Here is a 12863-nt window from a genome sequence, read left to right on the forward strand (position 1 = left end):
CGTTCGCGCGGCGGAGGCGATCCAGTTTTTGCATGGGCTTAGGCGAACACTACGCTTCGTTAACCTGAGACCCAGTGCTAGCCCGGCAGGGTTAAGAGACCGTTCCGGCGGTCTCCTTTTCGGTGTCCGAGGTGGCGCGCCTAGCCCCTCCGCGGCCGTCAACGCGCCTGTGTTTCCGGGGACGGCGCTGCAGCGTCATCGTCCTGCAGCACGCGCCAGGCGGCCCCTTCCAGATCGGCGAACTGGCCTGATCGCATGCACCAGAAGAAGGCACCCAGGCCCAGCAGGCCGAGCCCGAGCGCGAGAGGAAACAGGATGACGATGATGTTCATGCCTCTGCCTCCGGCAATGCCTTGCGGCCGCGCGCGCGCAGGGCGTTGAGGGTCACGACCAGCGACGAGCCCGACATGGCGACGGCAGCGACCAGCGGCGTCGCCAGCCCGGCGATCGCGATCGGCACCGCGACCGCGTTGTAGAGCACGGCGAACCACAGGTTCTGCAGCATCAGCCCGCGCGCCTTGCGGGCAATTTCGAGCGCTGCGGAGACCGGCGCCAAGCTGTCGCCGAGGAAGACGATATCGGCGGCAGCCTGCGCCAGATGCGTGGCACTGACCGGCGATACCGAGACATGCGCGCCAGCGAGCGCCGGCGCATCGTTGAGCCCGTCGCCGACCATCAGAACCTTGCGACCCTTGGCCGCCATGGCGTCGAGCAGGTTCAGCTTGTCGGCCGGGAGCAGGCCCGCCTGCACATGCGCGATGCCGAGCGCGGCCGCGATCGGCGCCACCGCTTCCGGCCGGTCGCCGGAGAGGATCGCGATTTCGAGCCCCGCCGCGCGCAGGACATCGATCGTCGCGCGCGCATCCGGACGCAGGCTCTGCCCGAGCGCCAGCACGGTACGATAGGAGCCGTGACGATAGGCGATCAGCGAGGCGCCGGGATGCTGCGCCTTGACCGAGACGGCCTCGGCTGCGGCTTCGCAGAAGGCGAGGCTGCCGAGCCTCTGCTCGCCATCACCCTCGCCGACCGACAGGCCCTGCCCGCGCTCTTCGTGAACATCTGTTCGGGGAGAGGTGGCGCCGAGAGCGCGCGCCAAAGCCTGCGCCAGCGGATGGGTGCTGGCCATGGCAAGCGCACCGATCTCCGCCCGGCGCTCGGCCGGCAGTGCTTCGGGGTTGAGGATATCGGGCTCCGGCAGGGTCAGCGTCCCCGTCTTGTCGAAGACGGCGATATCGGCCTCGGCGAGGCGCTCCAGCGCATCGCCCTCCTTGAGCATGATCTTGCGCCTGAACAGGGCGGAAGCGGCGACGACCTGCACGGCGGGGATCGCGAGGCCGAGCGCGCAAGGGCAGGTGATGATCAGCACGGTTGCGGCGATCAGCAGCGCCTCCGGCCAGGCCAGCCCCCAGGCAAGCCAGCCGAGGAAGGTCGCGGCCGCCAGGGTATGGACCACCGGCGCGTAGAGCCGCGCTGCGCGGTCCGACAAGTGGACATAGCGTGAGCGGCTGCCGACGGCCTGGCTCATCAGCCGGTCGATCTCGTCGAGCAGCGTGCCCTGGCCTGCGGCCTCGACGCGGATGGTCAGGGCGCCGGTGAGGTTCAGCGTGCCGGCATGGACGCGCTCGCCCTGACCGATCGCAGCCGGCGCGGTCTCGCCGGTGACGAGGCTCTGGTCCAGCTCGGAGCGGCCGGTCTCGACGAGACCGTCGACCGAGACGCGCTCGCCCGGGCGTACGAGAACGCAGTCGCCCGGCTGGATCGCGGCAATCGGCGTGATCGTCCAGCTGCCATCGTCAGTGAGCCTCGTCGCGGTCTCGGCCTTGAGGGCAGCGAGATTGCCGGCGAGATCGCGGGTGCGGCGGCGCATGAGCTGGTCGAGATAGCGCCCGATCAGCAGGAAGAAGAGCAGCATCACCACGCCGTCGAAATAGGCGTGACGGCCATGGGTCCAGGTTTCCGCGACCGACATGACGAGCGCCAGCACGACGCCGATCGTGATCGGCACGTCCATGTTGACGGCGCCGGCCCGGAGCGCCCGCAGCGCGCTCTCGAAGAAGGGCCGGCCGGCATAGGCGGCCGTCGGCAGGGCGATCAGCGCCGAGAGCCAGTGGAAGAAGTCGCGCGTCGTCGGGTCGATGTCGCCGCTATTGCCGGCCCAGACCGCGACCGAAAGCAGCATGATGTTCATCGAGGCGAAGCCGGCGACGCCGAGGCGACGCATCAGGCTGCGTTCCTCGGCGACAGAGCTGTCCTCCTGCCGCTCGGCCACGAAGGGATAGGCCTTGAAGCCGAGCGCGCCGAGCTTGTCGACGACAGCTTCCGGCCGCAAAAGCGCCTCGCGCCATTCGACCGAGACGCGCTTCAGCGCGAGGTTGACGCGGGCGCCGAGGATGGCGGGCTCGCGACCGAGCCCGCTCTCGATCGCCTGCATGCAGCCGGCGCAGCGGATGCCGTCGACCGCCAGCTCCATGCTGGCGATGCCGCCGTCGCGGTGGCGCACGAAGACGGAGAGATCCTGCGCCGCCATCTCATTTCTCCGGCAGGGTGATGCGGCTGCGCGAGACGAAGACGACCTCATCGCCGCGCTTCGCCTGCAGTTCGAATATCCAGGAGCCGGCTTCGATCTGATCGAAACTCGCCTCGTAGCGGCCGGGCTGGCGCTCGTTCAGTGTGACGGCGTGATCGCGCGCCGAGGTAGCAGGGTGGCGCAGCCGCGCCGTGGCCGTGAAGCCGGAGAGCGGCTGGCCGAGGCTGTCCGCCATGGTCACGCCGAGCGTGGCACCACCGCCTTGGCGGGCGAGCGTGGCCGCCGCCTTCCAGCCGCGGGCATCGCGCGCATGCTGGCGGGCGATCTCCTCGTTGAAATGCTGGCTGGTCTCGTAGGTGCTCTTGGTCTCGACGCCCGGCATGGTGCGCAGCGCCAGCGTCAGGATCGTCGCATTGACCGAGATGATGACGCCGAAGAACAGCACCAGCATCGCGGCGACCATCCAGCCGGTCAATTCGAAGGGGCGGCGCGGGCGCGGGGCGGCAGGGGTGTCGCAGGACATCAGGAAAACTCCGCAGCAGCTCATGGTTTGGCTCCGGGCGCCATGAAGTGGTCGGCCGCGCGCACGGTCTCCCCGGCGAAGAGATCGGAGGCGGTGATGGTGATCGCCTGCGACGCTTCCAGCGGCACGCCGGCCGGCACGGTGACGAGCACGCGCACCTCGCGGGAGGAATCGGGATCGACGGTCACGACCGGCCTGACATCGGCGGTGGGCGCTACGCCGACGGCCTCGATGCGGATGCCCGGCAGGCCATCGACAGTCAGCGCGAAGGGGCGAACCTCGGGACGCTTGTTGAGCAGGCGGACCGCATAGGCGTTGCGGATCGAGCCGTCGCTCAAGGTCACGAAGAGCGGTGCGCGCTCGTGCAGCACCGAGATATCGGCGGTGCGGCGCGTCGCGAGCTGCCAGAGCATGGCGCCGCCGACCACGACGATGAGTGCCGCATAGATCGCCGTGCGCGCCCGGAACGGGCGGTAGATCGCCTTCAGGCCGGCCATCCGCCGTTTGACGTTGGTCTCGGTGTCATAGGCGATCAATCGCTTCGGACGGTCGACCTTGGCCATGACGGTGTCGCAGGCGTCGATGCAGAGCCCGCACTGGATGCAGTCGAGCTGGGCGCCGTCGCGGATATCGATGCCGACCGGGCAGACGGCGACGCATTGGTGGCAATCGATGCAGTCACCGGCCGGCGCGCCCTGTGCCTTGAGCTTCAGAGCATGCTTGACCGAGACGCGCGGCTCGCCGCGGTCGTAGCGATAGGTGACGTTGAGCGCCTCGTCGTCGGTCAGCGCCGCCTGGATGCGCGGCCAGGGGCACATGAACTTGCAGACCTGCTCGCGCATGATGCCGGCGAGCGAATAGGTCGTGAAGGTCAGGATCGCGATCCAGACATAGGCCGAGAGCGGCGCGGTGAATGTCGCGAGCTCCCGCACCAGCGTCGGCGCATCGGCAAAGTAGAGCACCCAGGCGCCGCCGGTCCACCAGGCGATGACGATCCAGACCGCGTGCTTGGCCACCTTGCGCCAGAGCTTGTCGAAGCTCCAGGGCGCGTCATCCAGGCGCATGCGTTCGCGCCGGTCGCCCTCGAAGACACGCTCGACGGCGAGGAAGAGGTCGGTCCAGACCGTCTGCGGGCAGAGATAGCCGCACCAGACCCGACCGGCGAGCGCGTTCATCAGGAAGAGCGCGAAGGCGGCCAGGATCAGCAGGCCGGTGAAGTAATAGACCTCCTGCGGCCAGATCTCGATGAAGAAGAAATAGAACCGGCCATTGGCGATGTCGGCCAGAACGGCCTGGTTCGGCAAGTGCGGGCCGCGGTCCCAGCGCAGGAACGGCAGCAGGTAGTAGATGCCGAGGCACAGGAAGAGGATGAGCCACTTCGCGCGCCGGTACGGGCCCGACACGCTCTGCGGATAGACCTTCCGCGACGCCGCGAAGAGCGGCAGGTCGTCGGAATCGGTCCCGGCCGTGCTCACGCTACTGCCCTCCCCCCAGCGAGTGGACGTAGACGGTCAGCGCCTTGATCGTCGTCGCGTCGAGGCGACCGCCCCAGGCCGGCATCACGCCGTTGCGGCTGTTGGAGATGGTCTCGGTCAGCGAGGCCATGTCCATGCCGTAAAGGCTGATCGCATCGACAAGATTCGGCGCGCCCATCTCCACGTTCCCCTTGCCGGCCTCGCCATGACAGGAGGCGCAGTTGTCGGCGAAGAGCTTACGCCCGAGCGCGAGATTGGCCTTGGGCTCGGTCGGAAGACCCGCGAGCTCGCGGACATGGTTGGCGACCGCATTGATCTCGTCGCGCTTGAGCAGGCCGTCGCGGCCGAAGGCCGGCATCTGGCTGACCCGCGTCTCGTCATTGCCGGCGGCGCGGATGCCGTGGAGGATGGTCTGCTGGATCGCCTCGAGCGAGCCGCCCCAGAGCCAGTCGTCGTCATTGAGGTTCGGATAGCCCTTGGCTCCGGCCCCGCCGACGCCATGACAGGCGGCGCAATTGTCGCCGAAGGCAGCCTTGCCCTGCGCCATCGCGATCTGGAACAAGGTCGGATCGGCCTTGATCTGGGCAGGTGTCGCGTCCGCCATGCCCGCAGCCTGGACCGCGCGCTGTGCCTTCAGCTGCGCCATGTCCGCGCTGATATCGGCGCGACTGGCATAGCCGATCACGCCCTTTGTGGTGTCGGTCAGGAGCGGCCAGGCGGGATAGACGACCCAGTAGCCGATCGACCAGAGGATGCTGGCGTAGAAGATGCCGAGCCACCAGCGCGGCAGCGGCGTGTTGAGCTCGCGGATGCCGTCCCATTCATGGCCGGTCGTGGCGATGCCGGTATGCGGGTCGATATGCGGGGCGTCGTGGTTCTTCTGGTCCATGATCAGTCCTCGCGCAGCGGATTGAGCGCGGCTTGCTCGAAGCGGGCGCGGTTCTTCGGCCAGAATGCGTAGACGCAGACGCCGAGGAAGACGGCGACGAAGTAGAGAAGGCCGACGGACTGGGCGAAGCCGGCAAGCCAGTGATAGGTCGTTTGCATGGCAGCCTCGCTCAGCGGATGTTGGCCTTGTCGTCGTAGAGCTTGAAGTCGACGAGCGTGCCGAGCGCCTGGAGATAGGCGATCATGGCGTCGGCCTCGGTGATGCGCTGCGGGTCGCCGTCGAAATCGCGCGACTGCGCCTTGGGGTAGCGCTTCTCCAGATCGGACTGACCGGGATGGTCCGGCGTCGCCTGCGCCTTCAGGTCGCTTTCGGCTTTGGCGATCATTTCGTCGCTGTAGGGCACGCCACCGGCGCGGTTGGCGCGCAATTCGTCGGCGATGTCGCTGTATTTCAGTTCGGTCTTCGCCAGGAAGGGATAGCCCGGCATGATCGATTGCGGCACGACCGCGCGCGGCTCGGCCAGATGCGCCCGCTGCCACTCGTCGGAATACTTGCCGCCGACGCGGGCGAGGTCCGGCCCGGTGCGCTTGGAACCCCACTGGAAGGGCTTGTCGTACATGCTCTCAGCTGCGAGCGAGTAATGCCCGTAGCGCTCGACCTCGTCGCGCAGCGGCCGGATCATCTGGCTGTGGCAGTTATAGCAACCCTCGCGGACATAGATCGCGCGGCCGGCGAGTTCGAGCGGCGTGTAGGGCCGCATGCCCTGCACGGTCTCGATCGTGTTCTTCAGGTAGAACAGCGGCGCGATCTCCACGAGGCCGCCGACCGAGATCACCAGCAGCACGCCGATGACCAGGATGATCGAGTTGGTCTCGAAGATCTTGTGCTTAGCCCAGAGCGACTTGCGCGCGGGCTTGTGTTCGATGCTCGTCATTCCGGAAACTCCTCAGACGGCCATGGCCAGCGGCGCCGGTGCATCGTCGGCACGCGGCATCTCGGCCGCGCTCTCGGAGCGCACGGTCATCCAGAGGTTGAAGGCCATGATCAGCGCGCCGATCAGGAACAGGGCGCCGCCCAGTGCGCGGATCACGTAGAAGGGATGCATCGCCGCGACGGTCTCGATGAAGGAATATTCGAGGAAGCCGAGCGAGGTGTAGGCGCGCCACATCAGACCCTGGAGGATGCCGGAGACCCACATCGCGCAGATGTAGAAGACGATGCCGAGCGTCGAGATCCAGAAGTGCCAGCTCACCAGCTTGAGCGAGTAGAGCCCCTTGCGGTTCCAGAGCCAGGGCACGAGGCAGTAGATCGCGCCGAAGGAGATATAGGCGACCCAGCCGAGCGCGCCGGAATGGACATGGCCGATGGTCCAGTCGGTGTAGTGCGACAGGCCGTTGACCGCCTTGATCGACATCAGCGGACCTTCGAAGGTCGACATGCCGTAGAAGGCGAGCGAGACGACCATCATCCGCAGGACCGGATCAGTGCGCAGCCGGTCCCAGGCGCCAGACAGGGTCATGATGCCGTTGATCATGCCGCCCCAAGAGGGCATCCACAGCATGATCGAGAAGGTCATGCCCAGCGTCTGCGCCCAGTCGGGCAAAGCGGTGTAGTGGAGATGGTGGGGGCCGGCCCAGATATAGATGAAGATCAGCGCCCAGAAATGGATGATCGAGAGCCGGTAGCTGTAGATCGGCCGCTCCGCGCGCTTGGGCACGAAGTAGTACATGATCGCGAGGAAGCCGGCGGTCAGGAAGAAGCCGACCGCGTTATGGCCGTACCACCACTGGAACATCGCGTCCTGCACGCCCGACCAGAGGCCGTAGGAGCGCGGCGACAGGAGCGAGACCGGCACGGCGACGTTGTTGCCGATATGCAGAACCGCGATGGTCAGGATGAAGCCGAGATAGAACCAGTTCGCCACATAGATATGCGGCTCCCGGCGCTTCATCACCGTACCCAGGAAGACCAGGAGATAAACGACCCAGACGATGGTCAGCCAGAGATCAGCATACCATTCCGGCTCGGCGTATTCCTTGCCCTGGGTAATGCCCAACAGGTAGCCGGTGCCGGCGATGACAATGAAGAAATTGTAGCCGAGCACGACGAACCAGGGCGACAGGACGCCCGCGAGCCGCGCGCGACAGGTGCGCTGCACGACGTAGAAGGACGTGCCGATCAGCACGTTGCCGCCGAAGGCGAAGATCACCGCCGAGGTATGCAGCGGCCGCATCCGGCCGAAATTGATCCAGGGCAGATCGAAGTTCAGCGCCGGGAAGGCGAGCTGCGAGGCGATGAGCAGGCCGACCGTGAAGCCGGCGATGCCCCAGACCATTGCAGCCACGGTCGCGAATTTGACCGGGCCGAAATTGTAGTTGGGCTTGCCGTCGATCTCCTGCGGCTCGGCCGGCGCGGTTCCGTCGAAGCACCGATTGGCGATCAGGACGATGCTGGCGACGGAGGCCACGACACCGAGCATGGCGTGGAAGGCGTAGCCGGAACTTTCGGTCAGCGCCGCGATCACGATCAGCGGCAGCACGCAGGCCGCCGCGATCAGCATCCCGATCATTTCGCCGACAGTTGCCTGCCTGACAGGGCTTGCCGTTGCCGTCACATCCGACTCCCGCTTCGTCTCCGGCGCATGAGCGCGCCCTTCGCGGGAGGCTTAACGAGCGGGAGAAGGCGGGGCGTTGATTCAAGTCAACGGGGGCGCCGCGCGGGGTGCGGCGCGGTAGCGCAGGCTCAGGCCGCGACGGCGCTCATGCGCTCGGCATTCATCACGCGTACGCCGCCGGGGACGATCAGGATCGTCTTTTCGCGGGCAAGGCGGGTGAAGGTGCGGCTCACTGTCTCGATGGTCAGGCCGAGGAAATCGGCGATGTCCTGCCGCGTCATCGGCAAGGGCACCGTAACCGAGGGCTTGCCGAGCCGGGCCCAGCGCTGCTGCATGCCGAGCAGGAAGCAGATCAGCTTCTCCTCGGCCGTCCGCCGGCCCAGCAGCATCATCTGCTCATGGGCGAGCGTCAGCTCATGGGTGGCGAATTCGTGCAGGCGCTTCAACAGATGCGGTTTGGCGTCGACCAGCGCCGTATAGGCGCCGCGCGAGAAGGCGCAGACCGCGACCTCGCCAATGGCATCGGCCGAGAAGCCGTAGGCGTCGCGCATTGCGAGCCCGAGGAAGTCGCCCGGCAGCGCGAAACCCACCACCTGACGGCGACCGTCGGAGAGAAGTTTGTAGAGGCGAACGACGCCGGCCGTGACGTTGTAGACCGAATGCGCCTCGCGCCCTTGCGTGAACAGCGTCTCGCCCGAGGCGAAACGTGTGGGATGCGCGAGCGATTCCAGCAGCGCCAGTTCGTCATCCGTCAGAGACGCGCAGACGCTGACCAGACGCACCATGCAGCTACGGCAGCCGCCATCGCTACAGGTTGAGGCACTGCAGCCCGTGGGGTGACAGTTCACGATCGCACCTTCCAAGTTATCGGCGGACCATACCGCATGGGTTCAAGCCAACAAAGCGCGCTTCCAGTCGCAGGCAGCTGATTTGATCCAGATCAATGCGCCTTCACTAGCCGCGCAATCACGGTGCGTCTTCCCAATTCCGGAGAGTGTTCGTGACTGGCGATGATATCTTCGAGGTCGCGCGCATCGCGCCGGCCGGCGCCGACACGGTCTTCAGCCTCGTCGCCATGCTGCATCCGGAGGTGACGCCGGAGGGCTGGGCCGAATTCGTGCGCGACAATTCACAGGACGGCGCCAGGCCACGCGGCGTCTTCGCGCTGCGCGATGCGCGCGCCATGCCGCATGCCGTCTTCACCTTCCGCGTCGCGCAGACGATCTCCGGAAGCGCAGCATTGGAGATATCGGAGCTCGCGATGCTCCGGCTGCCGGGCACCTATCTGGTGAATGCGCTGCTGCGCTTCGCCAACCAGCTTGCGGTCGAGCTCGACCTGCCCCGGATCGCGATCTCGCTGGAGCGCTCCGCCGCCTGGCCGCAGGACCATGACGCGCTCCAGCGTTCGGGCTTCCAGGTCGACCGGATGATGGTGCTGGGCCGGGCACAACTGGCGCCGACGCCCCCCAATTGACCTACCTCAAACCGGACACCGGTCCGGATCAGCGGCCGTTGGCCTTCCGCCAGGCCGCGAAATCGACCTTGGTCTGCTCCTCCGTCGCCGGGTAGAGGCCGAGGATCGAGCGGCCCTTCAGCACTTCCTCGGTGACGAAATCCTCGAAGGCGGTCATCTCGACGGCCTCAGTCGCAACCTCGTCGGCGAGATGGGCGGGGATGACGATGACGCCCTCGGCATCGCCGACCACGACATCGCCCGGAAACACCGCGACATCGCCGCAACCGATCGGCACGTTGATGTCGATCGCCTGGTGCAGGGTCAGGTTGGTCGGGGAAGACGGCCGGTTGTGATAGGTTGGGAAAGGCAATCCCGCGATCTCGTAGGAGTCGCGGAAGCCGCCATCGGTGACGACACCGGCGACGCCGCGCTTCATCAGGCGCGAGACGAGGATGCCGCCGGCCGAGGCCGCGCGCGGGTCCTTGCGGCTGTCGATCACCATCACGGCCCCGGGCGGGCAATCCTCGACAGCCTTGCGCTGCGGATGGGCCCGGTCCTGGAAAACGGAGAGCTGGTTCAAATCTTCGCGCGCCGGGATGTAGCGGAGCGTAAAGGCCTCGCCGACCATGGTGCCGGCGCCGGGATTGAGCGGGCGGACGTCCTGGATGAACTGGTTGCGCAGGCCGCGCTTGAACAGGGCGGTGCAGAGCGTGGCGACGGAGACCGTGCGCAGCTTCTCGCGGGTTTCCGGCTTGAGACTGGGCATGCGTTCACCTTCTCCGTCCATGGCTCCCGCCGGGCGGCAGGTGGCAAGGAGGTTCCCGCGATCCGGCCCGCGTTGTAAAGGCGGAGCGGACGCGAAATACGCAACCCCGCCCCTTCCTGGCGAGTATTCGCCTATTTGCCCCAGCGCAGCGCCAGCGGATCGAGCTCGCGCGCCAACTCGATCAGGCCCTCGCGGGTTTTCGGGTGCAGCGGCGTCAAGGGATGACGCACGGCCTCCGACCGGATCACGCCGCCTTCCTTCATCACCGCCTTGGCCGAGCGCAGGCCACATTGGCGGTTCTCGTAATTGATGATCGGCAGGACGCGGGCATAGAGCGCCGCCGCCTGCTTGCGGTCGCCGGCAGCGTGGGCCGCGAGGATCGGCTTGATCAGGTCGGGGATCATCGCCGATGTCATGGTGCCGGTCGCGCCGGCATCGAGATCGGCCATCAGCGTGATCGCCTCCTCGCCGTCGAAGGGGCCGACGACCGCATCGCCCCCGGCCTCGATCAGCGCCCGCAGCTTGTTCGCCGTGCCGGGCACCTCGATCTTGAAATAGCGGACGAGCGGCACCTCCTTCGCCAGCCGGATCATGAAGGGCACGGTCATGGTCACGCCCGAGAGCGGCGCGTCCTGCAGGATGATCGGGATACCGCAGGCATCCGCCACCGCCTTGAAATGCTCGATCATGCCTTGCTCGTCGGCCTTGAGCAGCGCGCCGTGATAGGGCGGCATCATCATCAGCATCTTGGCCCCGGCATCGGCCGCCGCCTTGGCGCGGGCAGCCGCGATGCGCGTCGAGAAATGCGAGGTCGTGACGATGACCGGCACCCGGCCCGCGACCTGCTCCAAAGAGAGGCGCATCACCTGCTCGCGCTCCTCGTCTGTGAGCAGGAACTGCTCCGAGAAATTGGCGAGGATGCAGATGCCGTCGACGCCCTGGTCGACCATCAGGTCCATGACGCGCTTGTTGCCCTCGACATCGAGGTCGCCATTCTCATGGAAGATGGTCGGCGCGATCGGCAGGATGCCCTTGTAGGGTTCGGTCATGGCGTCATCTCATCGGTGGCGGACTGAGGCGGGTTCAGACAGCGCTGGCGGCCTTGGTGCCGCGCACACGACGCGCGATCGAGCCGAGAACCGGCATGACCAGCAGCGCGAGGCCGATCGTCATCAGCGTCGAGACCAGCGGGTTCGACCAGAAGATCGAGAGCGAGCCCTGGCTGAAGATCATCGACTGGCGGAAGGCGTCCTCGGCCTTGTCGCCGATGACCATCGCCAGCACGAGCGGCGCGATCGGATAGTCGAGCTTCTTGAAGACATAGCCGACCAATCCGAAGATCAACGCGAGCCAGATGTCGAATTCCTTGCTCGCGGCGGTGAAGGCGCCGATGAAGCAGATCACCACGATGATCGGCCCGATGATCGAGAAGGGGATGCGCAGGATCGAGGCGAAGAGCGGCACCGTCGCCAGCACGACCACGACCGCGACGAGATTGCCGAGATACATCGAGGCGATCAGGCCCCAGACGAAATCCGGGCGATCGGTGAAGAGCGTCGGACCGGGATTGAGGCCCCAGATCATCAGCCCGCCCATCATCACGGCCGCGGTCGCCGAGCCGGGAATGCCGAGCGCCAGCATCGGCAGCATGGCGGCGGAGCCGGCGGCATGGTCGGCGGTCTCCGGCGCGATCACGCCCTCGGGCTCGCCCTTGCCGAATTTGGCGGGATGGCGCGAGGAGCGCTTGGCCATGGCATAGCTCATGAAAGAGGCCGCGGTCGGCCCGCCCGGCGTGATGCCCATCCAGATGCCGATAAGCGACGAACGCAGCAGCGCCAGCCAGTAGCGCGGCAGCTTCATGGCAGTCCGCAAAACATCCCCAACGCGGACTTTCGCGGCGACGCCCTCGAATTTCAGCCCTTCTTCCATCGTCAGCAGCAACTCGCCGATGCCGAACAGGCCGATGACCGCGATCAGGAAGCTGACGCCGGCAAGCAACACGTCGAACTCGAAGGTCAGACGGACATTGCCGGAGACCGAGTCCATGCCGATCGTCGCCAGCGCGAAGCCGATCGCCATCGAGACGACGGTCTTGAAGGGCGAGGCGCCGCCGAGCCCGATGAAGCTCGCGAAGGTCATGAAATAGACGGCGAAATATTCGGGCGAGGAGAAGCGCAGCGCGAATTTCGCGACCCAGCCGGAGAGCAGCGTGATCAGGATGACGCCGGCCAGCGCGCCGAAGCCGGCTGAGAGGAAGGCGAAGGAGAGCGCCTCGGTCGCCTTGCCCTGCTTGGCCATCGGATGGCCATCGAAGGTCGTCGCGACCGATGAGGGCTCGCCGGGGATGTTGAACAGGATCGAGGTGGTCGAGCCGCCGAAGAGCGCGCCCCAGTAAAGCGAGGTCAGCAGGATGATCGCCGAGACCGGGTCCATCGAGAAGGTCAGCGGCAAAAGCAGCGAGACGCCATTGGGCGCGCCGAGCCCCGGCAGGACGCCGACGAGCACGCCGAGCAGCACGCCCGCCATCATCAGCAGGACATGGTGCGTGGTGAGCGCGACCGAGAAGCCGTGCATCAGGTTGGCGATGTTGTCCATGCTGCTATCCCCGCCGTC

The 12863-nt window shown here is 66.6% G+C and carries 13 protein-coding genes; 1 reads left to right on the forward strand and 12 read right to left on the reverse strand.

The annotated features are described in order from the left end of the window. Positions 1-158: 158 nt before the first annotated feature. From ccoS to AC6RIC_RS25040, 9 genes are all read right to left on the reverse strand, one after another. Complete coding sequence (ccoS, locus tag AC6RIC_RS25000) at positions 159-332, reverse strand: cbb3-type cytochrome oxidase assembly protein CcoS (protein WP_454658650.1); 174 nt, start codon at positions 330-332, stop codon at positions 159-161. Further along, positions 329-2527: a heavy metal translocating P-type ATPase gene (locus tag AC6RIC_RS25005; protein WP_499734378.1), complete on the reverse strand. Its 2199-nt coding sequence runs from the start codon at positions 2525-2527 to the stop codon at positions 329-331. Before AC6RIC_RS25005 ends, ccoS begins: the two co-directional genes overlap by 4 nt. Before the next feature lies 1 nt (position 2528). Further along, positions 2529-3050: a FixH family protein gene (locus AC6RIC_RS25010; protein WP_499734379.1), complete on the reverse strand. Its 522-nt coding sequence runs from the start codon at positions 3048-3050 to the stop codon at positions 2529-2531. A gap of 20 nt (positions 3051-3070) precedes the next feature. Next, a complete protein-coding gene (gene ccoG, locus AC6RIC_RS25015; RefSeq protein ID WP_499734380.1) occupies positions 3071-4525 on the reverse strand; it encodes a cytochrome c oxidase accessory protein CcoG in 1455 nt (484 codons plus the stop codon). Between the two features lies 1 nt (position 4526). Further along, positions 4527-5414 (reverse strand): cytochrome-c oxidase, cbb3-type subunit III, encoded by an 888-nt coding sequence (gene ccoP, locus AC6RIC_RS25020; RefSeq protein WP_454658654.1) that lies wholly within the window; start codon positions 5412-5414, stop codon positions 4527-4529. 2 nt (positions 5415-5416) lie between these two features. Then, positions 5417-5572 (reverse strand): cbb3-type cytochrome oxidase subunit 3, encoded by a 156-nt coding sequence (locus tag AC6RIC_RS25025; RefSeq protein ID WP_055728507.1) that lies wholly within the window; start codon positions 5570-5572, stop codon positions 5417-5419. Positions 5573-5583: 11 nt separating this feature from the next. Then, positions 5584-6348, reverse strand: a complete 765-nt coding sequence (gene ccoO / locus AC6RIC_RS25030) for a cytochrome-c oxidase, cbb3-type subunit II (RefSeq protein ID WP_499734381.1) — start codon at positions 6346-6348, stop codon at positions 5584-5586. A 12-nt stretch (positions 6349-6360) separates the two neighbouring features. Continuing rightward, complete coding sequence (gene ccoN / locus AC6RIC_RS25035; RefSeq protein WP_454659064.1) at positions 6361-7983, reverse strand: cytochrome-c oxidase, cbb3-type subunit I; 1623 nt, start codon at positions 7981-7983, stop codon at positions 6361-6363. A 173-nt stretch (positions 7984-8156) separates the two neighbouring features. Beyond that, positions 8157-8813, reverse strand: a complete 657-nt coding sequence (locus AC6RIC_RS25040; protein WP_499734382.1) for a helix-turn-helix domain-containing protein — start codon at positions 8811-8813, stop codon at positions 8157-8159. Positions 8814-9028: 215 nt separating this feature from the next. On the opposite strand from AC6RIC_RS25040, the gene AC6RIC_RS25045 reads away from it, so the two are divergent. Next, on the forward strand, positions 9029-9502 hold the full coding sequence (locus AC6RIC_RS25045) for a hypothetical protein (protein WP_499734383.1): 474 nt from the start codon (positions 9029-9031) through the stop codon (positions 9500-9502). Between the two features lie 28 nt (positions 9503-9530). Here the strand turns inward: AC6RIC_RS25045 and AC6RIC_RS25050 are convergent, their stop codons facing one another. The 3 genes from AC6RIC_RS25050 to AC6RIC_RS25060 all read right to left on the reverse strand — a co-directional run bounded on the left by AC6RIC_RS25050 (position 9531) and on the right by AC6RIC_RS25060 (position 12845). Beyond that, on the reverse strand, positions 9531-10250 hold the full coding sequence (locus tag AC6RIC_RS25050; RefSeq protein ID WP_454658658.1) for a ribonuclease activity regulator RraA: 720 nt from the start codon (positions 10248-10250) through the stop codon (positions 9531-9533). A gap of 131 nt (positions 10251-10381) precedes the next feature. Continuing rightward, positions 10382-11299, reverse strand: a complete 918-nt coding sequence (locus AC6RIC_RS25055; protein ID WP_499734384.1) for a dihydrodipicolinate synthase family protein — start codon at positions 11297-11299, stop codon at positions 10382-10384. A 34-nt stretch (positions 11300-11333) separates the two neighbouring features. Continuing rightward, a complete protein-coding gene (locus tag AC6RIC_RS25060; RefSeq protein WP_499734385.1) occupies positions 11334-12845 on the reverse strand; it encodes a tripartite tricarboxylate transporter permease in 1512 nt (503 codons plus the stop codon). Between the last annotated feature and the right edge of the window lie 18 nt (positions 12846-12863).

It is taken from the genome of Allobosea sp. TBD101 (assembly GCF_059817965.1).

Bases quoted from the DNA above. Each gene is read 5' to 3' on its own strand.
- ccoO (WP_499734381.1), bottom strand. From the start codon at position 6,348: ATGACGAGCATCGAACACAAGCCCGCGCGCAAGTCGCTCTGGGCTAAG.
- AC6RIC_RS25040 (WP_499734382.1), bottom strand. From the start codon at position 8,813: ATGGTGCGTCTGGTCAGCGTCTGCGCGTCTCTGACGGATGACGAACTG.
- AC6RIC_RS25010 (WP_499734379.1), bottom strand. From the start codon at position 3,050: ATGTCCTGCGACACCCCTGCCGCCCCGCGCCCGCGCCGCCCCTTCGAA.
- AC6RIC_RS25060 (WP_499734385.1), bottom strand. From the start codon at position 12,845: ATGGACAACATCGCCAACCTGATGCACGGCTTCTCGGTCGCGCTCACC.
- ccoP (WP_454658654.1), bottom strand. From the start codon at position 5,414: ATGGACCAGAAGAACCACGACGCCCCGCATATCGACCCGCATACCGGC.
- ccoS (WP_454658650.1), bottom strand. From the start codon at position 332: ATGAACATCATCGTCATCCTGTTTCCTCTCGCGCTCGGGCTCGGCCTG.
- AC6RIC_RS25005 (WP_499734378.1), bottom strand. From the start codon at position 2,527: ATGGCGGCGCAGGATCTCTCCGTCTTCGTGCGCCACCGCGACGGCGGC.
- ccoN (WP_454659064.1), bottom strand. From the start codon at position 7,983: ATGATCGGGATGCTGATCGCGGCGGCCTGCGTGCTGCCGCTGATCGTG.
- AC6RIC_RS25050 (WP_454658658.1), bottom strand. From the start codon at position 10,250: ATGCCCAGTCTCAAGCCGGAAACCCGCGAGAAGCTGCGCACGGTCTCC.
- AC6RIC_RS25055 (WP_499734384.1), bottom strand. From the start codon at position 11,299: ATGACCGAACCCTACAAGGGCATCCTGCCGATCGCGCCGACCATCTTC.
- AC6RIC_RS25025 (WP_055728507.1), bottom strand. From the start codon at position 5,572: ATGCAAACGACCTATCACTGGCTTGCCGGCTTCGCCCAGTCCGTCGGC.